Here is a 23,160-nt window from a genome sequence, read left to right as displayed (position 1 = left end):
TCAGACCATTCCTGACAGTCTTCCATATTTCCTCCATTTTTCCGCTGTGTTGCCTGACTAAACTAGTATCATTCCCCGAAGTCTTCAGGATGAGAACGTATAACGATGAAAGGCAGTAATAAATCCCGCTGGGCAATCGCCGCTGGCATCATTGTGGTGGTCCTTGCCGCCGCCTGGTACTGGCACAGTCAATCCGCGAATTCCGCCGCACCCGCTGGTGCCACCAGCCAGGCTCAGCGCCCAACAGGCGGAGGGCGCCACGGCATGCGCGGCGGCGCGCTGGCGCCGGTCCAGGCGGCGACGGCGGTGAATAAAGCCGTTCCTCGCTATCTCACAGGTCTCGGGACCATTACCGCCGCCAACACCGCCACGGTGCGCAGCCGCGTCGACGGCCAGCTGATGGCTATTCACTTCCAGGAAGGACAGCAGGTTAAAGCGGGCGATCTGCTGGCCGAAATCGACCCGAGCCAGTTTAAGGTCGCCCTCGCCCAGGCGCAGGGGCAGCTCGCGAAAGACAACGCGACCCTCGCCAACGCCCGTCGCGATCTGGCCCGCTACCAGCAACTGGTGAAAACCAACCTCGTGTCTCGTCAGGAGCTGGATACCCAGCAGTCGCTGGTCAGCGAAACGCAGGGCACCATCAAAGCCGACGAAGCCGCGGTAGCCAGCGCCCAACTGCAACTGGACTGGAGCCGCATCACCGCGCCGATTGACGGACGCGTGGGCCTGAAACAGGTCGATATCGGCAACCAAATCTCCAGCGGCGACACCACGGGCATCGTGGTGATCACCCAGACCCACCCGATTGATTTAGTCTTTACCCTGCCGGAAAGCGACATTGCGACGGTGGTGCAGGCGCAAAAAGCCGGTAAAGGCCTGGTGGTGGAAGCCTGGGACCGCACCAACAAGCAGAAGCTGAGCGAAGGCTCTCTGCTCAGTCTGGATAACCAGATCGACACCACCACCGGCACCATCAAGCTGAAGGCGCGCTTTAATAACCAGGACGATGCCCTCTTCCCGAACCAGTTTGTCAACGCGCGCATGCTGGTCGCCACCGAAGAAAACGCGGTGGTGATCCCCACCGCTGCGCTGCAGATGGGTAACGAAGGCAACTTCGTCTGGGTGCTTAACAGCGACAATAAGGTCAGCAAACACCTGGTGAAAACCGGTATTCAGGACAGCCAGACGGTGGTTATCAGCGCTGGCCTTTCCGCAGGCGACCGCGTGGTTACCGACGGCATTGACCGTCTGACCGAAGGGGCCAAAGTGGAAGTGGTTGAACCTGCGAAACAGGGAGAGAAATCCTGATGCAGGTTATGCCCCCAGGCTCTACAGGTGGGCCGTCACGCCTGTTTATCCTCCGTCCAGTCGCCACCACGCTGCTGATGGTGGCGATCCTGCTCGCCGGGATTATCGGCTATCGCTTCCTGCCCGTGTCGGCGCTGCCGGAGGTGGATTACCCCACCATTCAGGTGGTGACGCTGTATCCCGGCGCCAGCCCGGACGTGGTGACGTCCGCCATTACCGCCCCGCTGGAGCGCCAGTTCGGCCAGATGTCGGGGCTAAAACAGATGTCCTCCCAGAGTTCAGGCGGGGCGTCCGTCGTGACGCTGCAGTTCCAGCTGTCGCTGTCGCTGGACGTCGCCGAGCAGGAGGTACAGGCCGCTATCAACGCCGCCACCAACCTGCTGCCGTCGGACCTGCCTAACCCGCCGGTCTACAGCAAGGTGAACCCGGCGGATCCGCCGATCATGACGCTTGCCGTCACCTCCTCCGCCATGCCGATGACCCAGGTCGAAGACATGGTCGAAACGCGCGTGGCGCAGAAAATTTCACAGGTCTCCGGCGTTGGCCTCGTCACCCTGGCGGGCGGCCAGCGCCCGGCAGTGCGCGTCAAGCTGAACGCGCAGGCCATCGCCGCGCTGGGGCTCACCAGCGAAACCATCCGCAGCGCCATCAGCAACGCCAACGTCAACTCTGCGAAGGGCTCGCTGGACGGCCCGACCCGCGCGGTCACACTTTCCGCCAACGACCAGATGCAGTCCGCCGATGAATACCGTCAGCTGATTATCGCGTACCAGAACGGTGCCCCGGTGCGTCTGGGCGACATCGCCACTGTAGAACAAGGCGCGGAAAACAGCTGGCTGGGGGCCTGGGCCAACAAACAGCAGGCGATCGTGATGAACGTGCAGCGCCAGCCGGGGGCGAACATTATCGAAACCGCCGACAGCATCCGCACCATGCTGCCGCAGCTGATCGAAAGCCTGCCGAAATCGGTCAGCGTGAAGGTGCTTTCCGACCGCACCACCAACATTCGTGCGTCGGTCACCGACACCCAGTTTGAGCTGATGCTGGCGATTGCGCTGGTGGTGATGATCATTTATCTGTTCCTGCGCAACGTTCCGGCAACCATTATTCCCGCCGTCGCCGTGCCGCTCTCGCTGGTCGGCACCTTTGCGGTGATGGTGTTCCTCGATTTTTCGATCAACAACCTGACGCTGATGGCGCTCACCATCGCCACCGGGTTCGTCGTGGATGACGCTATCGTGGTCATCGAGAACATCTCGCGCTATATCGAGAAAGGCGAAAAACCGCTGGCCGCCGCGCTGAAGGGCGCGGGCGAAATCGGCTTTACCATTATCTCGCTGACCTTCTCGCTGATTGCGGTGCTGATCCCGCTGCTGTTTATGGGCGATATCGTCGGGCGGTTGTTCCGCGAATTTGCCGTGACGCTGGCGGTCGCCATTTTGATCTCCGCCGTGGTGTCGCTGACCCTGACGCCGATGATGTGCGCCCGCATGCTGAGCCACGAGTCCCTGCGCAAGCAAAACCGCTTCTCTCGCGCCTCCGAGCGCATGTTCGAGCGCATTATTGCCGCCTACGGTCGCGTGCTGGCGAAAGTCCTTAACCATCCGTGGGCGACGCTCGGCGTGGCGCTCGGCACGCTGGCGCTCAGCGTGATGCTGTGGATTTTTATCCCGAAAGGCTTCTTCCCGATCCAGGACAACGGCATTATTCAGGGCACGCTTCAGGCCCCGCAGTCGGTCTCCTTCGCCAATATGGCGCAGCGCCAGCAGCAGGTGTCTGAGATTGTTATGAAAGATCCGGCGGTCGAGAGCCTGACCTCCTACGTCGGCGTCGACGGCACCAACCCGTCGCTCAACAGCGCGCGTCTGCAGATCAACCTTAAGCCGCTGGATGAGCGCGACGATCGCGTCAACGCCGTCATTGAGCGGCTGCAAAACGCCGTGGCCCGCGTGCCGGGCGTTGAGCTTTACCTGCAGCCGATTCAGGATTTGACCATCGATACCCAGGTCAGCCGCACGCAGTACCAGTTCACGCTGCAGGCCACCACGCTGGATGCCCTCAGCACCTGGGTACCGCAGCTGGTGAACAAGCTTAACACCCTGCCGCAGCTCTCCGACGTCAGCAGCGACTGGCAGGACAAAGGGCTGGCGGCGTACGTGAACGTCAACCGCGACACCGCCAGCCGCCTCGGTATTACCATGGCAGACGTAGACAACGCCCTGTACAACGCCTTCGGTCAGCGCCTGATCTCCACCATCTACACCCAGGCGAACCAGTACCGCGTGGTGCTGGAGCACAATACGGAGAACACGCCCGGCCTGGCGGGGCTGGACTCGGTGCGCCTGACCAGCAAAGACGGCGGCATTGTGCCGCTGAGCGCTATCGCCACGGTGGAAGAGCGCTATACCCCGCTGTCGATCAACCATCTGGATCAGTTCCCGTCCACCACCATCTCCTTCAACGTGCCGGACAATTACTCTCTCGGCGAAGCGGTGGAGGCCATTCAGGCGGCTGAAAAAGAGCTCAGCTTCCCGTCCGACATTCAGACCCAGTTCCAGGGCAGCACCCTGGCGTTCCAGGCTGCGCTGGGCAACACCATCTGGCTGATCGTCGCGGCGGTTGTGGCGATGTACATCGTGCTCGGCGTGCTATACGAAAGCTTTATCCACCCGATCACCATCCTCTCTACCCTGCCGACGGCGGGCGTGGGGGCGCTGCTGGCATTAATGCTGGCGGGCAGCGAGCTGGACGTGATTGCCATCATCGGCATCATCCTGCTTATCGGGATCGTGAAGAAAAACGCCATCATGATGATCGACTTCGCCCTCGCCGCCGAGCGCGAGCAGGGCATGTCGCCGCGTGATGCGATTTTCCAGGCCTGCCTGCTGCGTTTTCGCCCTATCCTGATGACCACGCTGGCCGCCCTGCTGGGCGCACTGCCGCTGATGCTCAGCACCGGCGTCGGTGCGGAGCTGCGCCGTCCGCTGGGTATCGGCATGGTCGGCGGTCTGCTGGTGAGCCAGGTGCTGACGCTGTTCACCACGCCGGTGATCTACCTGCTGTTTGACCGCCTGGCGCTGTGGACCAAAAGCCGCTTCCCGAAACGTGAAGAGGAGGCATAAGTGAAGTTTTTCGCCCTCTTCATTTATCGCCCGGTGGCGACGATCTTAATCTCGCTCGCCATTACCCTCTGCGGCGTGCTGGGCTTCCGGCTGCTGCCGGTGGCGCCCCTGCCGCAGGTGGATTTCCCGGTGATCATGGTCAGCGCCTCGCTGCCGGGCGCCTCGCCGGAAACCATGGCCTCGTCCGTTGCCACGCCGCTGGAGCGCTCGCTCGGGCGGATTGCGGGGATCAACGAGATGACCTCCAGCAGCTCGCTGGGCAGCACGCGCATTATTCTGGAGTTCAGCTTCGACCGGGATATCAACGGTGCGGCGCGCGACGTGCAGGCGGCCATCAACGCTGCACAAAGCCTGCTGCCGAGCGGGATGCCGAGCCGCCCAACCTACCGCAAGGCCAACCCGTCCGACGCGCCGATCATGATCCTGACGCTGACCTCGGATACGTACTCGCAGGGGCAGCTTTACGACTTTGCGTCTACCCAGCTGGCGCAGACCATCTCACAAATTAACGGCGTCGGTGACGTGAGCGTCGGCGGGAGCTCCCTGCCCGCCGTGCGCGTGGGGTTAAACCCGCAGGCGCTATTCAACCAGGGCGTGTCGCTGGACGACGTGCGCTCCGCCATCAGCAACGCCAACGTGCGTAAACCGCAGGGGGCGATTGAGGACAACAGCCACCGCTGGCAGATCCACACTAACGACGAGCTGAAAACCGCCGCGGAATACCAGCCGCTCATTATTCACTATAACAACGGCGCGGCAGTGCGCTTAAGCGACGTGGCCAGCGTCACCGACTCGGTGCAGGACGTGCGCAACGCCGGGATGACCAACGCCAAACCGGCGATTTTGCTGATGATCCGCAAGCTCCCGGAAGCCAATATTATTGAAACGGTGAACAGCATTCGCGCCCGTCTTCCGGACCTGCAGCAGACCATCCCGGCAGCAATCGATCTGCAAATTGCCCAGGATCGCTCCCCGACCATTCGCGCCTCGCTGGAAGAGGTGGAACAAACACTGGTGATCTCCGTCGCGCTGGTGATCCTGGTGGTCTTCCTGTTCCTGCGATCCGGCCGCGCGACGCTGATCCCGGCGGTGGCCGTGCCGGTATCGCTGATCGGTACCTTTGCCGCCATGTACCTGTGCGGCTTTAGCCTTAACAACCTGTCGCTGATGGCCCTGACGATTGCGACGGGCTTCGTGGTGGATGACGCCATCGTGGTGCTGGAGAACATTTCCCGCCATCTGGAAGCGGGCGTGAAGCCGCTGCAGGCTGCCCTGCAGGGCACGCGCGAGGTGGGCTTTACGGTGCTCTCCATGAGTCTGTCGCTGGTGGCGGTATTCCTGCCGCTGCTGCTGATGGGCGGTCTGCCGGGCCGGCTGCTGCGCGAGTTTGCCGTCACCCTCTCCGTCGCCATCGGCATTTCGCTGGTTATCTCCTTAACGCTGACGCCAATGATGTGCGGCTGGATGCTCAAGCGCAGCAAACCGCACTCGCAGCCGCGCCGCAAAGGCTTTGGCCGTTTCCTGATGGCGATGCAGGAGGGCTATGGCAAATCGCTGAAGTGGGTGCTGAACCATACCCGACTGGTTGGCCTGGTGCTGATTGGCACCATCGTGCTCAACGTCTGGATGTACATCACCATCCCGAAAACCTTCTTCCCGGAGCAGGACACCGGCGTGCTGATGGGCGGAATTCAGGCGGACCAGAGCATTTCGTTCCAGGCCATGCGCGGCAAGCTGCAGGACTTTATGAAGATCATTCGTGAAGACAAAGCCGTGGATAACGTGACCGGCTTTACCGGCGGGTCACGCGTTAACAGCGGGATGATGTTTATTACCCTGAAACCGCGCGGCGAGCGTAACGAAACCGCCCAGCAGGTGATTGACCGCCTGCGGGTGAAGCTCGCCAAAGAGCCGGGGGCAAACCTGTTTTTGATGGCCGTTCAGGATATCCGCGTCGGCGGGCGACAGGCGAACGCCAGCTATCAGTACACGTTGCTCTCGGACGATTTAGCCGCCCTGCGCGAGTGGGAGCCGAAGATCCGCAAGGCGCTGGCCGCCCTGCCGGAGCTGGCGGACGTCAACTCCGATCAGCAGGACAACGGCGCCGAGATGGCCCTGACCTACGACCGTGAAACCATGTCGCGGCTGGGCATCAACGTTGAAGCCGCCAACAGCCTGCTGAACAACGCCTTCGGCCAGCGCGAGATCTCCACCATCTACCAGCCGATGAACCAGTACAAGGTGGTGATGGAAGTTGACCCTCGCTATACCCAGGACATCAGCGCCCTGGACAAGATGTTTGTGATTAACAACGACGGCAAGGCGATTCCGCTCTCCTATTTCGCCAGCTGGCAGCCTGCCAACGCGCCGCTGTCGGTGAACCATCAGGGGCTGTCGGCGGCGTCGACCATCTCGTTTAACCTGCCAGTTGGCTCATCACTTTCGGAGGCCAGCGACGCGATCAACCGCGCGATGACCCAGCTTGGCGTGCCGTCCACCGTGCGCGGCAGCTTTGCCGGGACCGCGCAGGTGTTCCAGGAGACGATGAACTCGCAGGTGATTTTGATTCTGGCCGCCATCGCCACGGTCTATATTGTGCTGGGCGTGCTGTATGAGAGCTACGTGCACCCGCTGACCATCCTCTCGACGCTGCCGTCGGCGGGCGTGGGAGCACTGCTGGCGCTGGAGCTGTTCGGCGCGCCGTTCAGCCTTATCGCACTCATCGGGATCATGCTATTAATCGGCATCGTGAAGAAAAACGCCATCATGATGGTGGACTTCGCGCTGGATGCCCAGCGCAACGGCAACCTCTCGCCGGAAGAGGCCATCTTCCAGGCCTGCCTGCTGCGCTTCCGTCCGATTATGATGACCACCCTGGCGGCGCTGTTTGGCGCGCTGCCGCTGGTGATCTCGGGAGGCGACGGCTCGGAGCTGCGCCAGCCGCTGGGGATCACCATTGTCGGCGGCCTGGTCATGAGCCAGCTGCTGACGCTTTACACCACGCCGGTGGTCTATCTGTTCTTCGACCGTCTGCGGCTGCGCTTTTCGCGTAAAAACAGAACCACGGTGACTGAGTAGATGACAGATCTCCCCGCTAACGTTCGCTGGCAGTTATGGATAGTCGCCTTCGGCTTCTTTATGCAGTCGCTGGATACAACCATCGTTAACACCGCCCTCCCCTCCATGGCGAAAAGCCTGGGGGAGAGCCCGCTGCATATGCACATGGTGATTGTCTCCTACGTGCTGACGGTTGCCGTGATGCTGCCCGCCAGCGGCTGGCTGGCCGATAAGGTCGGCGTGCGGAATATCTTCTTTACCGCCATCGTGCTGTTTACCACCGGCTCGCTGTTTTGCGCCCAGGCCAATACCCTCGACCAGCTGGTGATGGCGCGCGTGCTGCAGGGCATCGGCGGGGCGATGATGGTCCCCGTCGGGCGGTTAACGGTGATGAAGATTGTGCCGCGTGAGCAGTACATGGCCGCGATGACCTTTGTCACCCTGCCCGGTCAGGTGGGGCCGCTGCTGGGCCCGGCGCTCGGCGGCATTCTGGTAGAGTACGCCTCCTGGCACTGGATCTTCTTAATCAATCTTCCTGTTGGCATCATCGGCGCCATCGCCACCCTGACGCTGATGCCGAACTACAAAATGCAGACGCGGCGCTTTGATTTCTTTGGCTTTATCCTGCTGGCGGCGGGCATGGCCACGCTTACCCTGGCGCTGGACGGGCAAAAAGGTCTGGGCATTTCGCCCCTGACGCTCGGGCTCCTGATCGCGCTCGGCGTTACCGCTATACTCTGGTACCTGTGGCATGCCAGAGGTAACGATAAAGCGCTGTTCAGCCTGAACTTGTTTAAAAACCCTACCTATCGCCTTGGCCTGTTCGGCAGCTTCGCCGGGCGCGTCGGCAGCGGCATGCTGCCGTTTATGACGCCCGTTTTCCTGCAAATCGGGATGGGATTTTCGCCGTTCCACGCTGGCCTGATGATGATCCCGATGGTGCTCGGCAGCATGGGAATGAAGCGCATCGTGGTACAGGTGGTGAACCGCTTTGGCTACCGTCACGTGCTGGTCACCGCCACGCTGGGGCTGGCGCTGGTCAGCCTGCTGTTTATGTCCGTGGCGCTGATGGGCTGGTACTACGTCCTGCCGCTGGTGCTGTTCTGCCAGGGGATCGTCAACTCCATGCGCTTCTCGTCGATGAATACACTGACGCTGAAGGATCTGCCGGACGATCTGGCGAGCAGCGGCAACAGCCTGCTGTCGATGATCATGCAGCTCTCCATGAGCGTGGGCGTGACTATCGCGGGGTTACTGCTCGGCATGTACGGCCAGCACCACCTCAGCGTCGACACGCCGGTGGCGCATCAGGTCTTTTTGTATACCTATCTCAGCATGGCGGTCATCATCGCCCTGCCCGCTTTCATCTTCGCCCACGTGCCGGATGATACCAGCAAGAACGTCGTCATCAGGCGCGGCAAAAGGAGTGGTTCATGAAATTCTGGCGTCCGGGCATTACCGGCAAGCTCTTTGTGGCGATATTTGCCACCTGTATCGTCCTGCTGATCACCATGCACTGGGCGGTGCGGGTCAGCTTCGAGCGCGGTTTTATTGATTACATCAAGCATGGCAATGAGCAGCGTTTGCAGGGCTTAAGCGATGCGCTGAGTGAACAGTACGCCCAGCACGGCAACTGGCGTTTTCTGCGCAATAACGACCGCTTTATTTTCCAGATCCTGCGCTCGCTGGAGCACGATACCGGCGACGATCGTCCGGGCCCGGGCATGCCGCCGCACGGCTGGCGCACCCAGTTCTGGGTAATCGACCAGGATATGCGCCCCCTGGTTGGGCCGCGCGCGCCGATACCGCCGGACGGCACCCGTCGTGCGATCAAAGTGAATAACGCCACCGTTGGCTGGGTGATCGCCTCCCCGGTGGAGCGCCTGACGCGCAACACCGACATCAACTTTGACCGCCAGCAGCGTCGGACAAGCTGGCTGATTGTCGCCCTCTCCACCCTGCTCGCCGCGCTCGCCACCTTCCCGCTGGCGCGCGGCCTGCTCGCCCCGGTGAAACGCCTGGTGGAAGGCACGCACAAGCTCGCCGCCGGGGATTTCACCACCCGAGTCGATACCCGAAGCCAGGACGAACTGGGCAAGCTGGCGCAGGACTTTAACCAGCTCGCCAGCACGCTGGAGAAGAACCAGCAGATGCGCCGCGACTTTATGGCCGATATCTCCCACGAGCTGCGCACGCCGCTGGCGGTGCTGCGCGGCGAGCTGGAGGCCATTCAGGACGGTGTGCGCCAGTTTACGCCCGAATCGGTGGCCTCTCTGCAGGCAGAGGTGGGCACGCTCACCAAGCTGGTGGATGACCTCCACCAGCTCTCCATGTCCGACGAAGGCGCGCTGGCCTACCAGAAAGCGCCTGTGGATGTGATTAACATTCTGGAAGTGATCAGCGGCGCCTTCCGCGAACGCTTCGCCAGCCGCGACCTGAAAATCGATCTCTCCCTGCCGGACAGCGCGGTGGTGTTTGGCGACAAGGACCGGCTGATGCAGCTGTTCAACAACCTGCTGGAAAACAGCCTGCGCTACACCGACAGCGGCGGCGGGCTGCATATCTCCGGCAGGCAGGAAAACGGGCGTTTTGCCCTCACCTTCGCCGATTCCGCCCCGGGCGTGCAGGACGCACAGCTGGAAAAACTGTTTGAACGTTTTTACCGTACCGAAGGTTCCCGCAACCGCGCCAGCGGCGGTTCCGGCCTGGGGCTGGCGATTTGCGTTAACATCGTCGAGGCGCATAATGGCACGATCCGCGCCGCCCATTCGCCTTTTGGCGGGGTTAGCATTACAGTAGAGTTACCTCTGGAACGGGATTTATCGAGAGAAGTATGACCGAGTTACCGATTGACGAAAATACGCCGCGCATTTTGATTGTGGAAGACGAACCCAAGCTGGGACAGCTGCTGATCGACTATTTACGCGCGGCCAGCTACGCCCCGTCGCTGATCGGCCACGGCGACCAGGTGCTGCCGTACGTGCGCCAGACCCCGCCGGATCTGATCCTGCTGGATTTAATGCTGCCGGGCGTTGACGGACTGACCCTGTGCCGGGAAATTCGTCGCTTCTCCGACGTGCCGATCGTCATGGTCACCGCCAAAATTGAAGAGATTGACCGCCTGCTGGGGCTCGAAATCGGCGCGGACGACTACATCTGCAAGCCCTACAGCCCGCGCGAGGTGGTCGCCCGCGTAAAAACCATTCTGCGCCGCTGCAGGCCGCAGCGCGAGCTTCAGGTGCTGGACGCCGAAAGCCCGCTGATTGTCGACGAAAGCCGCTTCCAGGCGAGCTGGCGCAGCAAGCTGCTGGACCTGACGCCTGCGGAGTTCCGCCTGCTGAAAACCCTCTCCCACGAGCCGGGAAAAGTCTTCTCCCGCGAACAGCTGCTGAACCACCTGTATGACGATTACCGCGTGGTGACCGACCGCACCATCGACAGCCATATCAAAAACCTGCGCCGCAAGCTGGAGGCGCTGGACGCCGAGCAGTCTTTTATCCGCGCGGTGTATGGCGTGGGGTATCGCTGGGAAGCGGATGCGTGCAGGATTGCGTGACCTTTCGACGAAGAAACCCGCCCTAAGGCGGGTTTTTCTTTTCTGGAATCAATTCAGGAATCAACCATACTCTTTTTACCGGTTCGCTTACTGATAACTGGTGCCTCTCATTTTACTTTCGATCAAGGAGTTCCTATGTCTGGTTGGTTCGAATTAAGTAAAAGCAGTGATGGTCAGTTCAGGTTTGTGCTGAAGGCTGGAAACGGAGAGATCGTTCTTACCAGCGAGCTTTACACCAGTAAAAGTGCCGCCGAAAACGGCATTGCCTCCGTACGCACAAACAGCCCCCTGGACGAGCGCTACGAGAAGAAAACGGCTTCTAACGGTAAGTTCCATTTCAATCTCAAGGCGGGCAATCATCAGGTCATTGGCAGCAGCCAGCTTTATGCGACGGAACAGTCGCGTGATAAGGGCATCGCCTCGGTCAAAACTAACGGGTCTACCCAGACGGTAAAAGACAACACCTGACAGCACGACGCGCGCCGGGAGAGCGGTGACGCGACCCGGCGCTTTACCTCCCCGCCCCGCAGCGCTACAATGCCCGCCCTTAAAGTGGGGGATCTCCCCTTACCGCTGCACCTGGTGCCGCGGATCTGACCTGTCATCAGAACGAGAACAAACATGTTTAAACCGGAACTCCTTTCCCCGGCGGGAACGCTGCAAAATATGCGTTACGCTTTCGCCTATGGTGCCGATGCTGTCTACGCGGGCCAGCCTCGCTATTCGCTGCGCGTACGTAACAACGAATTCAACCACGAGAACCTGCAGCTCGGCATCAACGAAGCGCATGCCCTGGGCAAGAAATTCTACGTGGTGGTCAACATCGCGCCGCACAACGCCAAGCTGAAAACGTTCATTCGCGACCTGAAGCCGGTGGTGGATATGGGGCCGGACGCGCTGATCATGTCGGACCCGGGCTTAATCATGCTGGTTCGGGAGAATTTCCCGGAGATGGATATTCACCTCTCCGTACAGGCTAACGCCGTCAACTGGGCGACGGTGAAGTTCTGGAAGCAGATGGGGCTGACCCGCGTCATTCTGTCTCGCGAATTGTCCCTTGAAGAGATCGAAGAGATCCGCACCCAGGTGCCGGATATGGAAATCGAAATCTTCGTTCACGGCGCGCTGTGCATGGCCTACTCTGGCCGCTGCCTGCTCTCCGGCTATATCAACAAGCGCGACCCGAACCAGGGCACCTGCACCAACGCCTGCCGCTGGGAATACAACGTCCAGGAAGGCAAAGAAGATGACGTCGGCAACATCGTTCACAAGCACGAGCCGATCCCGGTGACTAACGTCGAGCCAACGCTGGGCGTCGGCGCGCCAACCGACAGCGTGTTTATGATTGAAGAAGCCAAACGTCCGGGCGAGTACATGACAGCCTTTGAAGACGAGCACGGCACCTACATCATGAACTCGAAAGATCTGCGCGCCATCGCCCACGTCGAGCGTCTGACCCAGATGGGCGTGCACTCCCTGAAGATTGAAGGCCGCACCAAATCCTATTACTACTGCGCGCGTACCGCGCAGGTATACCGCAAAGCCATCGACGATGCGGCCGCCGGTAAACCGTTCGATACCAGCCTGCTGGAAACTCTGGAAGGCCTGGCGCACCGCGGCTATACCGAAGGCTTCCTGCGCCGTCATACCCACGACGACTACCAGAACTACGAGCACGGCTACTCCGTTTCCGAGCGCCAGCAGTTTGTCGGTGACTTCACCGGCGAGCGCAAAGGCGCGCTGGCGGCCGTCGCGGTAAAAAACAAGTTTACCAAAGGCGACAGCCTGGAGCTGATGACCCCGCAGGGCAACATGAACTTCAAGCTGGAACATCTGGAAAACGGTAAAGGTGAAATGATTGAGGTGGCACCGGGTGACGGCCATACCGTCTGGCTGCCGGTTCCGGAAGAGGTGGAGCTGAAGTTCGCCCTGCTGATGCGTAACTTCAACGGTGAAAGCACCCGAAACCCCCACGGCAAATAGTCAATCAGGGAAATTTTTTCGCGCTGGGATAATTCTTAGAATCGGATCACATACCGCTTCGTTCAATACGGGTATTATCCCTCCGCTGAAAAACATAACCCATAAATGCTAGCTGTACCAGGAACCACCTCCTTAGCCTGCGTAATCTCCCTTACGCGGGCTTATTTTTTGTACAATTCAGTCCACTTAGTCAGAATGAAATTGCCCCGCCCCACCAAATGAAGGGTGTTGATTCGCAGCAGCGTCTGCTGGAATATCTTTTACGAAAATCGGGCGGGTATAAGATATCCATCACAATTTTCATTGGTTCTGGCAGGATGGCGTGTTATTCGGATCATTCCTAACTCCCCTCCATTACATGCCCTTTACTCTTTATTTCTCAGCGTTATACGATTTGACATGGACGGAGATACAACATGACGTTTCCTGGTCAGATTTCAAAGGATATTCCGGATTACGAACTCGCCCGCAGTCTGGGTCTAGCCTCCGGGGGCGATATTGATTTCACCGCCCTTGCCAATCAGCTGGACTGTAGCCGTAACTTTAGCCAGGTTGGGATCATCTACTCAGACGGTGCGCATCAGTGGTTAGTGAGACCCTCAAGACGGATTGCGACGCCAAACGAAAGCTCGGTGAGTCATGTCGTCATCACTAAAGTAAACGCCTCATCAAGTAATCCTCTCCAGGCAACAACGACGACGATTCAGTCACCTTCATTAGCGACTGAAATAGGTTCTACGGCGATTTCTTGCGGAGCTGCCATTCTCACAGTCGTACTTGCTGCAGGTGCAGGTATGGCCATTCCTCTCACCGCAGGTTCTTCCGGCGCTGTTGCCGCTGTGATTGTCGCTGGTGGTGTAGCAACAGGAATTCAGTGTGCAAACGGGCTTGGCCGCTTGTCACTTATTGCCATGAATCATAATGACTATGTTGCGTGGATGGATTCCCAGGAGTGGTATACCGCAACCAATACTGCTCTTGATGCGATTTCACTTGCCGGGGCTGCTGCGGGTCTAAAAAGCGCTGTATTAACCTACCGCCTACTTAATCGCTCAACGTCTGAAAGTTTACTCTCGTTATTACAAAAAATGAGCCGGGCAGACCGCACGCGGTTAACTGAGGAAATCATTCGTATCCGAAATCCCGGGATCTCTAATTCAGGGGTTAAAGCAGCGATGAAAGCTGGCGTTTACCCTAAACGTTACCCCTCGGAAGCGCTGCAGCTGCTCTTACAGCGAGAGCTGTTGAATGCTATTTCAAACTCCTCAGCATTTGTTGGCAGTGCTGTCTCGGGTACAATCCGTAATCCTCAGAATATTACACAATCTGGTAAATACGTTTTTGGTTTGATTCAGTCTTTTTCGTTTACAGGAAGTTATTGACCCGGACATGATAAATTACATCAAAAAGAGCCTTTCATTAAGTGCTGTGATAACAGGTGAAATGGCGACTGACGATTGCCAACGGCTTGAATCATTGAAAAATCGCTTAAAAGGTCAGTTCGGTGTTCCTGTGGGTGTACATATGACAGGTATTCCCTTAGCAATAAGTACCTTACTCACTATTTTTTGCTACGCTATGCTACAAGTTTCTGTCTGGATGTTGCTATTTCGCCTGCTCGGCTTACCTGAATTTAAGGTAATGATGGGAGTATTCCTTGCAGCAGTGGTGTATTGCATGATTGTAATGAGCACGATGTTTTTAACGGCCAGAGGTTCCTTAACGGGATATAAACTGCATATTTCTGTCATTACACTGACCGGCTTGATGAGCATCGTTTACTTTATCTGGACGTGGATTTCGCTTTTATTTGGCTCTGTAGAGAATTACACACCGCAAATAACCTCACTATTAGGATTGGGATTTTTCGGCCTGAATATCGTGTGGATGAATACGTCAGTCTTTTACCGTTCAATTGCGCTAACGCTACATAATCGGGTGTGGCGTAAACAGTTGAAAATTGAGAACAGGCAAATGGCAGGACTCAAACGTTGACAGCAAGCGTCAATTGAGGGACCAGCGTATAAAAGGTAAACGCCACGAAGGGGGATAAATCCCCTTTCCGCAGCCTTTTTTTTTCCTTTCATCCTGTTCTTACCCGCTTTTTTCCCCTCTGCTATACACTCTTACTAACGCTAAAAAAGGGAGCAGCGCGGATGGCAACCTATCAAGACAGTTTATTGATTCTCAATGGCAAAAGTGCGGGCAACGATCTGCTGCGTCAGGCAATTCAAGGTTTGCGTGACGACGGCGCGCGCATCCACGTAAGGGTAACCTGGGAAAAAGGCGACGCGGCACGGTATATCAATGAAGCCCTCGGGCTTGGCGTCAACACCATCATTTCCGGCGGCGGCGACGGCACCATCAATGAGATCGCGTCAGCGCTGATCGACCTCCCCCCGGCAAACCGCCCGGTGATGGGCATTTTACCGCTCGGCACCGCCAATGATTTTGCCACCAGCGCCGGGATCCCCGAGGAGTTAGAGAAGGCGCTCCAGCTGGCGATCCTCGGCAAGGCCACCGCTGTGGATATTGCGCAGGTGAATGATAAAACCTGCTTTATCAATATGGCGACCGGCGGGTTTGGCACGCGCATCACCAGCGAAACGCCGGAAAAGCTAAAGGCGGCGCTGGGCGGCGTATCGTATCTCATCCACGGTCTGATGCGCATGGACACCCTCAAGCCTGACCGCTGCGAAATTCGGGGTGAGGATTTTCAGTGGCAGGGTGACGCGCTGGTGATTGGCATTGGCAATGGTCGTCAGGCAGGCGGTGGGCAGCAGCTGTGCCCGGAGGCGCTGATCAATGACGGCCAGCTACAGCTGCGTATTTTTACGGGCGACGGCCTGCTGCCCGCGCTGTTTACCACGCTGACGCAGCCGGAAGAGAGTCCGAATATCATTGACGGTAAATCCGCATGGTTTGAGGTGAATGCGCCGCACGGGATGACGTTTAACCTCGACGGAGAGCCGCTGAGCGGAACACAGTTCCGCATTGAGGTGTTGCCCGGCGCGCTGCAGTGTCGGTTGCCGCCGGACTGTGTGCTTTTGCGCTGATGTTTCACACGGTGCGCGATGATGCCCTCACCCCACACCCCTCTCCCACAGGGAGAGGGAGATGGAGGCGTCAGGCAATCGTGACTTTACTGTCCAGATAGACGTCCTGTACCGCATTGATCAGCTTCACGCCGTCGGCCATCGATTTCTTAAACGCCTTACGGCCAAGGATCAGCCCCATGCCGCCCGCGCGTTTGTTGATAACCGCCGTACGCACCGCGTCTGACAGGTCGGTATCACCGCCCGCCGCCCCGCCGGAGTTAATCAGCCCCGCACGGCCCATGTAGCAGTTCGCCAGCTGGTAGCGCACCAGGTCGATCGGGTTATCGCTGGTCAGCTTGCTGTAAACGCGGTCATCGGTGTAACCAAAGTTCACTGCTTTATAGCCGCCGTTATTCTCGGCCATTTTCTGCTTCACGATGTCTGCGCCAATGGTCGCCGCCAGGTGGTTCGCCTGCCCGGTCAGGTCGGCCGACACGTGATAGTCCACGCCGTCTTTCTTGAACGCATTGTTGCGCAGATACGCCCACAGTACGGTGACCATGCCCAGCTCGTGCGCGCGTTCAAACGCCGCGGAGATCTCTTCAATCTGACGACGAGACTGCTCAGAACCGAAATAGATGGTCGCCCCTACCGCCACCGCCCCCATATTGAACGCCTGCTCGACGCTGGCGTAGAGGGTCTGGTCATATTCGGTAGGGTAGCTCAGAGTTTCGTTGTGGTTGAGCTTCACAAGGAACGGAATGCGGTGGGCATAGCGACGCGAAACCGAAGCCAGCACGCCGTAGGTGGAGGCTACACAGTTACAGCCCGCTTCAATCGCCAGCTCAACAATGTTCTTCGGATCGAAGTACAGCGGATTCGCCGCGAAAGAGGCACCCGCCGAGTGCTCAACGCCCTGGTCTACCGGCAGAATAGAGAGATAGCCGGTGCCGCCGAGCCGTCCGGTGTTGTAGAGCGTCTGCATATTTCGCAGGACCGAAGGCGGACGGTTGTTATCGATCATCACGCGATCAACGTAGTCATGACCAGGCAGATACAGCTGGTCGGCTGGAATGGTCATACAACGATGCTGTAAAAGGCTGTCGGCGTCTTTGCCAAGCAACTGCGCAATATCAGTCATGTGATACTCCCGTAAGTCCGACGTCGTGTCGGTGTGTGTTTATCCAGTCCCATCTTTTATGGGCAGACTAAGCCTGGTACCGACTTAACAGATTTTCCACCCTTTGCATTTTTTTTCAGCACAATCTGCTGGCTCGATTCGTGTACAACAAAACTGTTACATTGATCAAACAATCGCCGCAAAGGTATTTAAAAGGTATTATTAAGTGGTATGTTAAAGGCGTACCCTCTCTGACATGCAGGATTAAAAAATGAAAACGAAAGTCCAACTGTCATTCATGATGTTTGTTGAATGGTTTATCTGGGGCGCGTGGTTTGTGCCGCTGTGGCTGTGGCTGAGCAAAAGCGGTTTTACCGCCGGGGAAATTGGCTGGTCTTACGCCTGTACCGCCATTGCCGCTATCCTCTCACCGATTCTGGTCGGCTCGCTGACGGACCGCTTCTTCGCCGCACAGAAAGTGCTGGCGGTGCTGATGTTCGCCGGCGCCATTCTGATGTACTTCGCCGCACAGCAAACCCAGTTCAGCACCTTCTTCCCGCTGCTGCTGGTTTACTCCCTGACCTATATGCCGACCATCGCGCTGACCAACAGCATTGCCTTCGCCAACGTGGATGACGTAGAGGCCGATTTCCCGCGTATCCGCGTGATGGGCACCATCGGCTGGATCGCCTCCGGGCTGGCGTGCGGATTCCTGCCGCAGATGCTGGGCTACAGCGATATTTCCGATACCAATATTCCGCTGCTGATGACCGCAGCCAGCTCAGCCCTGCTCGGCGTGTTTGCCCTGTTCCTGCCGAACACCCCGCCGAAGAGCACCGGCAAGCTGGACTTCAAGGTGATGCTAGGGCTGGACGCGCTGATCCTGCTGCGCGACAAAAACTTCCTGGTGTTCTTCTTCTGCTCGTTCCTGTTCGCCATGCCGCTGGCCTTCTACTACATCTTCGCTAACGGCTATCTCACCGAAGTGGGGATGAAAAACGCCACCGGCTGGATGACGCTCGGCCAGTTCTCCGAAATCTTCTTTATGCTGGCGCTGCCGTTCTTTACCAAACGCTTTGGTATTAAGAAGGTCTTACTGCTGGGCCTGATTACAGCCGCCATCCGCTACGGGTTCTTTGTTTACGGCGGAGCGGAACAGTACTTCACCTACGCCCTGCTGTTCCTCGGCATTCTGCTGCACGGTGTGAGCTACGACTTCTACTACGTTACGGCGTATATCTACGTGGATAAAAAAGCGCCGGTGCACATGCGCACCGCCGCGCAGGGCCTGATTACGCTGTGCTGCCAGGGCTTTGGTAGCCTGCTGGGTTACCGCCTGGGCGGCGTGATGATGGAAAAAATGTTCGCATACAAAGAGCCGGTGAATGGGCTGACCTTCAACTGGGCCGGAATGTGGGCGTTTGGTGCAATCATGATTGCCGTGATTGCCGTGCTGTTTATGCTGTTTTTCCGCGAATCGGATAAAGAGATCACCGCAATTGAGGTGGTTGATGGCGATGCCGCGCTGACACAAGGGGAAGTTAAATGAAACAAGAACGTGTTCTCGGGGCCCTTTACGGGCAGGCGTTAGGGGATGCGATGGGCATGCCGTCGGAGCTGTGGCCGAGAAAGCGCGTCAAGGCCCACTTTGGCTGGATCGACCGCTTTTTACCCGGCCCGGCAGAGAATAATGCGGCCTGCTATTTCAAACAGGCAGAGTTCACCGACGATACCTCAATGGCGCTGTGCCTGGCGGACGCGATCGTCGAGTGCGACGGGGAGATTAACCCGGACGTTATCGGCAAGCATATCCTGAAATGGGCGCTCGACTTCGACGCGTTCAATAAGAACGTGCTCGGCCCGACCTCCAAAATCGCGCTTAACGCGATTCGCGACGGGAAACCGGTTAGCGAACTGGAAAACAACGGCGTGACCAACGGGGCGGCGATGCGCGCCTCCCCGCTGGGCTGCCTGCTTCCGGCCACGCGTCTGGAACACTTTGTTGAGCAGGTGGCGCAGGCCTCCAGCCCGACCCATAAATCCGATCTCGCCATTGCCGGCGCGGTGGTGATTGCCTGGGCTATTTCGCGCGCCGTCGACGGCGAAAGCTGGCAGAACATCGTCGATGCCCTGCCGGGTATTGCCCGCTATGCGCAGGAGGCGAAAACCACCACCTTCAGCGCGTCGCTGGCGGCGCGTATTGAGCTGGCCCTTAAGACCGTGCGGGAAGCCAACGGGATTGAGTCCGCCAGCGAGCAGGTGTACCAGCTCGTGGGGGCCGGAACCAGCACCATTGAGTCCGTTCCGGCAGCTATTGCGATGGTCGAACTGGCGGGAACCGACCCGAACCGCTGCGCCATTTTATGCGCCAATCTGGGCGGCGATACCGACACCATTGGCGCGATGGCGACGGCCATCTGCGGTGCGCTCCACGGCGTGCAGGCGATTGACCCGGCGCTCAAAGCTGAACTCGACGCCGTCAACCGGCTCGATTTCGGCCACTATTGCGAGAAACTGCTGCACTTCAGGGAGCAAAGGGAGGGCGTATGAATGCATTTGCCCAACGTCTCGAAAATCTGCACGCCACGCGCCCGGTGACGGTGCTGGGCGCAGCGGTGATTGACGTCATCGCCGACGCCTACGCCCTACCCTGGCGCGGGTGCGATATCGAGCTCAAACAGCAGGGGGTGAATATCGGCGGCTGCGCGCTGAACATTGCCATCGCCCTGAAACGGCTCGGCATTACGGCGCAAAACGCCCTGCCCGTCGGTCACGGCGTGTGGGCGGACATCATTCGCAACGCCATGGCGAAGCAGGATCTGCACAGCGCCATTGAGGCTGAAACTGGCGATAACGGCTGGTGCCTCGCGCTGGTGGAGCCAGACGGCGAGCGCACCTTTATGTCCTTTAGCGGCGTGGAGAACCAGTGGCAGCAGCGCTGGCTTGATGTGCTTAATATCCCGTCGAACAGCCTGGTCTATTTGTCCGGCTATCAGCTGGCATCGCCCAGCGGCGAGCTGCTGACACGCTGGCTGGAGAGGTTGCCGGACGTGACGGCCTTTATCGATTTCGGTCCCCGCATCGCGGATATTCCCGACGCGCTGATGGCGCGAATTATGGCCTGCAGGCCGATTGTGTCGCTTAATCGTCAGGAAGCGGAGATCGCAGCCGAGCGACTGGGTGTCGCGGCTGAAGATCTGGGTGCGGAGTGGCCGCTGCGTTTCGGTGCCGCGCTGATTGTGCGGCATGATAAAGACGGCGCCACGTGGTATGACGGTAAGACCTCGGGCGTTGTTCCGGCGTTCCCGGCGACGGTTGTGGACACCATTGGCGCTGGCGACAGCCACGCGGGCGGCACGCTTGCCGGGCTGGCGGCGGGATGGTCACTGGCAGACGCCGTTCTGCTGGGGAATGCCGTGGCGTCCTGGGTAGTCAGCCACCGAGGCGGAGACTGCGCCCCGACTCGCGACGAATTACTCCTCGCACACAAAGACGTATAGATCGCTGCGACAGTAGCTGATGCTGTACTCAATCGGCCGGTGCTGCTGGTCAAGCGCGACCTGCTTGATCACCAGCACCGGTATTTTTTCGTCCATCTTAATGTGCGCCTGAAACTCGCTGTCCGGCATGCGGGCACTGACCCGTGAACGGGTGCGCTGCGGGAAAATATTCTGACTGCGGAAGTAGTCGTATAGCGAAATGCCAATCGCATCCGGATCGGGAATGAGCCCAACCGGCACCCAGGACTCTTCTATCGACACCGCATCGTCATCCACATAGCGAATGCGCTTGAGCAAAAAGACCTCGCTGTCCGGAAGAATCGACAGGTGGTTTGCCACCTCTTCCGGGCACTTCACCACCCGCTTGTTGACCCATAGCGTATTGGGCTTTTGACCGCGAAGCACCACCTGCTGGGAAAAGCCGCGCGCCTCTTTAAGCGAATATTCGAAGATATTGTTGATTTGCGTCCCGTAGCCACGGGCGCGCGTCACCACGCCCTCTTCCTCCAGCGCCTGCATCGCTTTACGCACGGTGATGCGTGACACCCCGGTCAACTGGCTCAGATCGCGCTCGCCGGGCAAAATATTCCCGTGCTCCAGCACCCCGCTGCGCACCGCATTTTTTACCGTTTCGGCAAACTTCAGGTACAGCGGCGTGTTATCGGGCGCGGCGATCCGTTCATTCAGTTGAGCGATTAACCGGGTATGCGCTTGTTCCATCTCTGTTTTCTCAGGCGTGATGTATTCTGCCAGTATACTGGCTTACCACCATGCATGAAAATGATGAACCGGCCCAATACCGTGACCCACTTCCAGAGTATCGGCTTTCGCCAGCGCCGCCGAGAGCCAGGCTTTCGCTTCGCGCACCGTATCGGCCCAGCCGTCATGCCGTGGACGCAGCGCCGCCAGCGCGGCCGAAAGCGTACAGCCCGTGCCGTGGGTATTTTTGGTCTGCACGCGCGGCGCGGTAAAGCGCACTTCGCCCTCGCGGGTGAAAAGCCAGTCCGGGCTTTCCGCGTCATCCAGATGCCCGCCCTTCATCAGCACTGCCCCGCAGCCCATTGCCAGCAGCGCGTTCCCCTGCGCTTTCATCTCGCGTTCCGTTTGCGCGTGCGATGTGCCTAACAGCGCGGCGGCTTCCGGCAGATTGGGCGTGATGAGCGCCACCTGTGGCAACAGCTTTTTGCGCAAGGTTTCCACGGCAGAGGCGGAGAGCAGCGGGTCGCCGCTTTTTGCCAGCATGACGGTATCCAGCACCACGTTTTGCACCGCATAACGCTTAAGCCGCTCGGCCACCGCTTCAACAATGTCCGTCTCGGCCAGCATGCCTATTTTGGTGGTATCAATGCGCACGTCGCTGAACACGGAATCCAACTGTGCGGCAACAAAATCTGGCTCAATATGGTAGACCGACTGCACGCCGCGCGTGTTTTGCGCCACCAGCGCGGTAATGACCGAGCAGCCGTACGCACCAAGGGCAGAGAAGGTTTTCAGGTCTGCCTGGATGCCCGCGCCGCCGCTGGGATCGGTGCCGGCAATGGTCAGGGCGTTAATCCGCTTCATGCTTGCTCCTCCAGCGTGTAGAGCGCGTCGAGGAACGCGCTGGCAAAACTGCCCGGGCCACGCGACTGCGCAACGGCCACCGTTCCAGCCCGCTTCATCCATCCGCAGGCAGCAGCGATATTATCCAGACGGTCGCCCGGCAGCGAGCAGCTCGCCGCGACGACGGCGGAGAGAGCGCACCCGGTGCCCACCACGCGCGTCATAAGCGGGTCACCACCGGTTACCGTTCGGGTGCGTTGTCCGTCAGTGATGTAATCCACCTCACCGGTGACGACCACAACGGCATTGGTCTGGCGGGCCAGCGCCTGAGCAGCGGGCACCGCGCTGGCGGCGGTATCGGTCGTATCGACGCCGCGCCCGCCTGCGCTCATTCCGGCAAGAGCAAGGATTTCTGAGGCATTGCCGCGAATGGCAGCCGGTTTAAGGGCGAGAATTTGATGGCAAAAACGGGTACGGTACGCAAGCGTGCCAACGGCAACCGGGTCCAGCGTCCAGGGTTTGCCTGCCGCCACCGCGCTTTCTATTGCCCGACGCATCGACTGGGCGCGCGGCGCGGTCAGCGTGCCAACGTTAACCAGCAGCGCATCGGCTATCGCGGCAAACTGCTCGGCCTCTTCGGCCTCGATCACCATCGCCGGTGATGCGCCAAGCGCCAGCAAAATGTTGGCCGTAAAGGTCTGTACAACATCGTTGGTCATACAATGGGTCAGTGGAGAACGGGTTCGGAAGTGGTGTAAAACGTGTAAATCGAGCAGGTCAGGCTGCATGGGTTCGCTCCTGCCTTGCGTGAAGAAGCGATGACCGGGAAGGCATCTGACTTCCCTACGCTGGCATTATCCAGATCAGGTAATACGGGTATTTCTCAGCCTTCACAAAGAAGGGCACCCCGAGTCAAAGTACTTTTAAAACAATG

18 protein-coding genes and 1 riboswitch are annotated in these 23,160 nt (G+C 58.9%); of the genes, 14 read left to right on the top strand and 4 right to left on the bottom strand.

What is annotated here, in order from left to right; translation table 11 throughout:
* Positions 1 to 105 precede the first annotated feature (105 nt).
* The 11 genes from BM007_RS15020 to yegS all read left to right on the top strand — a co-directional run bounded on the left by BM007_RS15020 (position 106) and on the right by yegS (position 16,082).
* On the top strand, positions 106 to 1,308 hold the full coding sequence (locus BM007_RS15020) for an MdtA/MuxA family multidrug efflux RND transporter periplasmic adaptor subunit (RefSeq protein WP_090419606.1): 1,203 nt from the start codon (positions 106 to 108) through the stop codon (positions 1,306 to 1,308).
* Positions 1,308 to 4,430 carry an MdtB/MuxB family multidrug efflux RND transporter permease subunit gene (locus BM007_RS15015; protein ID WP_090419602.1) on the top strand — a complete coding sequence of 1,041 codons (3,123 nt, stop codon included), beginning with the start codon at positions 1,308 to 1,310 and terminating at the stop codon, positions 4,428 to 4,430. Before BM007_RS15020 ends, BM007_RS15015 begins: the two co-directional genes overlap by 1 nt.
* Positions 4,431 to 7,508 carry a multidrug efflux RND transporter permease subunit MdtC gene (mdtC, locus tag BM007_RS15010; RefSeq protein ID WP_090419599.1) on the top strand — a complete coding sequence of 1,026 codons (3,078 nt, stop codon included), beginning with the start codon at positions 4,431 to 4,433 and terminating at the stop codon, positions 7,506 to 7,508.
* A complete protein-coding gene (locus BM007_RS15005) occupies positions 7,509 to 8,924 on the top strand; it encodes an MFS transporter (protein ID WP_090419595.1) in 1,416 nt (471 codons plus the stop codon).
* Complete coding sequence (baeS, locus tag BM007_RS15000) at positions 8,921 to 10,324, top strand: envelope stress sensor histidine kinase BaeS (protein ID WP_048991164.1); 1,404 nt, start codon at positions 8,921 to 8,923, stop codon at positions 10,322 to 10,324. Before BM007_RS15005 ends, baeS begins: the two co-directional genes overlap by 4 nt.
* Positions 10,321 to 11,043 carry an envelope stress response regulator BaeR gene (gene baeR, locus BM007_RS14995; protein ID WP_044597928.1) on the top strand — a complete coding sequence of 241 codons (723 nt, stop codon included), beginning with the start codon at positions 10,321 to 10,323 and terminating at the stop codon, positions 11,041 to 11,043. The genes baeS and baeR overlap by 4 nt, the downstream gene beginning before the upstream one ends.
* Positions 11,044 to 11,178: 135 nt before the next feature.
* Positions 11,179 to 11,511: a YegP family protein gene (locus BM007_RS14990; RefSeq protein ID WP_090419592.1), complete on the top strand. Its 333-nt coding sequence runs from the start codon at positions 11,179 to 11,181 to the stop codon at positions 11,509 to 11,511.
* A gap of 153 nt (positions 11,512 to 11,664) precedes the next feature.
* Entirely contained in the window at positions 11,665 to 13,026 is a 1,362-nt protein-coding gene (gene yegQ, locus BM007_RS14985; RefSeq protein ID WP_090419589.1) for a prephenate-dependent tRNA uridine(34) hydroxylase TrhP, read from the top strand.
* 416 nt (positions 13,027 to 13,442) lie between these two features.
* Positions 13,443 to 14,408, top strand: coding sequence for an Ssp4 family T6SS effector (locus BM007_RS23235; RefSeq protein WP_175557805.1), 966 nt, complete (start codon positions 13,443 to 13,445; stop codon positions 14,406 to 14,408).
* 61 nt (positions 14,409 to 14,469) lie between these two features.
* On the top strand, positions 14,470 to 15,021 hold the full coding sequence (locus tag BM007_RS14975; RefSeq protein WP_232473026.1) for a hypothetical protein: 552 nt from the start codon (positions 14,470 to 14,472) through the stop codon (positions 15,019 to 15,021).
* A gap of 161 nt (positions 15,022 to 15,182) precedes the next feature.
* Positions 15,183 to 16,082, top strand: coding sequence for a lipid kinase YegS (yegS, locus tag BM007_RS14970; protein WP_032646512.1), 900 nt, complete (start codon positions 15,183 to 15,185; stop codon positions 16,080 to 16,082).
* Positions 16,083 to 16,152: 70 nt separating this feature from the next.
* Here the strand turns inward: yegS and fbaB are convergent, their stop codons facing one another.
* A complete protein-coding gene (gene fbaB, locus BM007_RS14965; protein ID WP_024908125.1) occupies positions 16,153 to 17,205 on the bottom strand; it encodes a class I fructose-bisphosphate aldolase in 1,053 nt (350 codons plus the stop codon).
* A gap of 250 nt (positions 17,206 to 17,455) precedes the next feature.
* Between fbaB and BM007_RS14960 the strand changes: the two genes are divergently transcribed.
* Genes BM007_RS14960 through BM007_RS14950 form a run of 3 tightly spaced genes read left to right on the top strand, consistent with a single transcriptional unit; the run spans position 17,456 to position 20,684 of the window.
* Complete coding sequence (locus BM007_RS14960) at positions 17,456 to 18,733, top strand: nucleoside permease (protein WP_024908126.1); 1,278 nt, start codon at positions 17,456 to 17,458, stop codon at positions 18,731 to 18,733.
* Positions 18,730 to 19,734 carry an ADP-ribosylglycohydrolase family protein gene (locus tag BM007_RS14955; RefSeq protein ID WP_090419583.1) on the top strand — a complete coding sequence of 335 codons (1,005 nt, stop codon included), beginning with the start codon at positions 18,730 to 18,732 and terminating at the stop codon, positions 19,732 to 19,734. The genes BM007_RS14960 and BM007_RS14955 overlap by 4 nt, the downstream gene beginning before the upstream one ends.
* Positions 19,731 to 20,684, top strand: coding sequence for a PfkB family carbohydrate kinase (locus tag BM007_RS14950; protein ID WP_090419580.1), 954 nt, complete (start codon positions 19,731 to 19,733; stop codon positions 20,682 to 20,684). The genes BM007_RS14955 and BM007_RS14950 overlap by 4 nt, the downstream gene beginning before the upstream one ends.
* On the opposite strand, the gene BM007_RS14945 is transcribed toward BM007_RS14950, so the two are convergent.
* Genes BM007_RS14945 through thiM form a run of 3 tightly spaced genes read right to left on the bottom strand, consistent with a single transcriptional unit; the run spans position 20,658 to position 23,014 of the window.
* A complete protein-coding gene (locus BM007_RS14945) occupies positions 20,658 to 21,404 on the bottom strand; it encodes a GntR family transcriptional regulator (RefSeq protein ID WP_024908129.1) in 747 nt (248 codons plus the stop codon). The two genes, BM007_RS14950 and BM007_RS14945, sit on opposite strands and share 27 nt — an antisense overlap.
* A 42-nt stretch (positions 21,405 to 21,446) precedes the next feature.
* Positions 21,447 to 22,247 (bottom strand): bifunctional hydroxymethylpyrimidine kinase/phosphomethylpyrimidine kinase, encoded by an 801-nt coding sequence (gene thiD / locus BM007_RS14940; RefSeq protein WP_090419577.1) that lies wholly within the window; start codon positions 22,245 to 22,247, stop codon positions 21,447 to 21,449.
* Complete coding sequence (thiM, locus tag BM007_RS14935) at positions 22,244 to 23,014, bottom strand: hydroxyethylthiazole kinase (protein WP_090419575.1); 771 nt, start codon at positions 23,012 to 23,014, stop codon at positions 22,244 to 22,246. The genes thiD and thiM overlap by 4 nt, the downstream gene beginning before the upstream one ends.
* 35 nt (positions 23,015 to 23,049) lie before the next feature.
* Positions 23,050 to 23,146, bottom strand: a riboswitch (TPP riboswitch).
* Positions 23,147 to 23,160: the final 14 nt, after the last annotated feature.

The organism is Enterobacter sp. NFIX59 (assembly GCF_900113755.1).
GTDB lineage: Bacteria > Pseudomonadota > Gammaproteobacteria > Enterobacterales > Enterobacteriaceae > Enterobacter > Enterobacter pseudoroggenkampii.
This window is presented reverse-complemented; position numbering and strand designations above follow the sequence as displayed.

Coding starts and splice junctions, on each gene's coding strand:
- BM007_RS15020 (WP_090419606.1), top strand. CDS start 106: ATGAAAGGCAGTAATAAATCCCGCTGGGCAATCGCCGCTGGCATCATT.
- BM007_RS15015 (WP_090419602.1), top strand. CDS start 1,308: ATGCAGGTTATGCCCCCAGGCTCTACAGGTGGGCCGTCACGCCTGTTT.
- BM007_RS15005 (WP_090419595.1), top strand. CDS start 7,509: ATGACAGATCTCCCCGCTAACGTTCGCTGGCAGTTATGGATAGTCGCC.
- baeS (WP_048991164.1), top strand. CDS start 8,921: ATGAAATTCTGGCGTCCGGGCATTACCGGCAAGCTCTTTGTGGCGATA.
- baeR (WP_044597928.1), top strand. CDS start 10,321: ATGACCGAGTTACCGATTGACGAAAATACGCCGCGCATTTTGATTGTG.
- BM007_RS14990 (WP_090419592.1), top strand. CDS start 11,179: ATGTCTGGTTGGTTCGAATTAAGTAAAAGCAGTGATGGTCAGTTCAGG.
- yegQ (WP_090419589.1), top strand. CDS start 11,665: ATGTTTAAACCGGAACTCCTTTCCCCGGCGGGAACGCTGCAAAATATG.
- BM007_RS23235 (WP_175557805.1), top strand. CDS start 13,443: ATGACGTTTCCTGGTCAGATTTCAAAGGATATTCCGGATTACGAACTC.
- BM007_RS14975 (WP_232473026.1), top strand. CDS start 14,470: ATGGCGACTGACGATTGCCAACGGCTTGAATCATTGAAAAATCGCTTA.
- yegS (WP_032646512.1), top strand. CDS start 15,183: ATGGCAACCTATCAAGACAGTTTATTGATTCTCAATGGCAAAAGTGCG.
- fbaB (WP_024908125.1), bottom strand. CDS start 17,205: ATGACTGATATTGCGCAGTTGCTTGGCAAAGACGCCGACAGCCTTTTA.
- BM007_RS14960 (WP_024908126.1), top strand. CDS start 17,456: ATGAAAACGAAAGTCCAACTGTCATTCATGATGTTTGTTGAATGGTTT.
- BM007_RS14955 (WP_090419583.1), top strand. CDS start 18,730: ATGAAACAAGAACGTGTTCTCGGGGCCCTTTACGGGCAGGCGTTAGGG.
- BM007_RS14950 (WP_090419580.1), top strand. CDS start 19,731: ATGAATGCATTTGCCCAACGTCTCGAAAATCTGCACGCCACGCGCCCG.
- BM007_RS14945 (WP_024908129.1), bottom strand. CDS start 21,404: ATGGAACAAGCGCATACCCGGTTAATCGCTCAACTGAATGAACGGATC.
- thiD (WP_090419577.1), bottom strand. CDS start 22,247: ATGAAGCGGATTAACGCCCTGACCATTGCCGGCACCGATCCCAGCGGC.
- thiM (WP_090419575.1), bottom strand. CDS start 23,014: ATGCAGCCTGACCTGCTCGATTTACACGTTTTACACCACTTCCGAACC.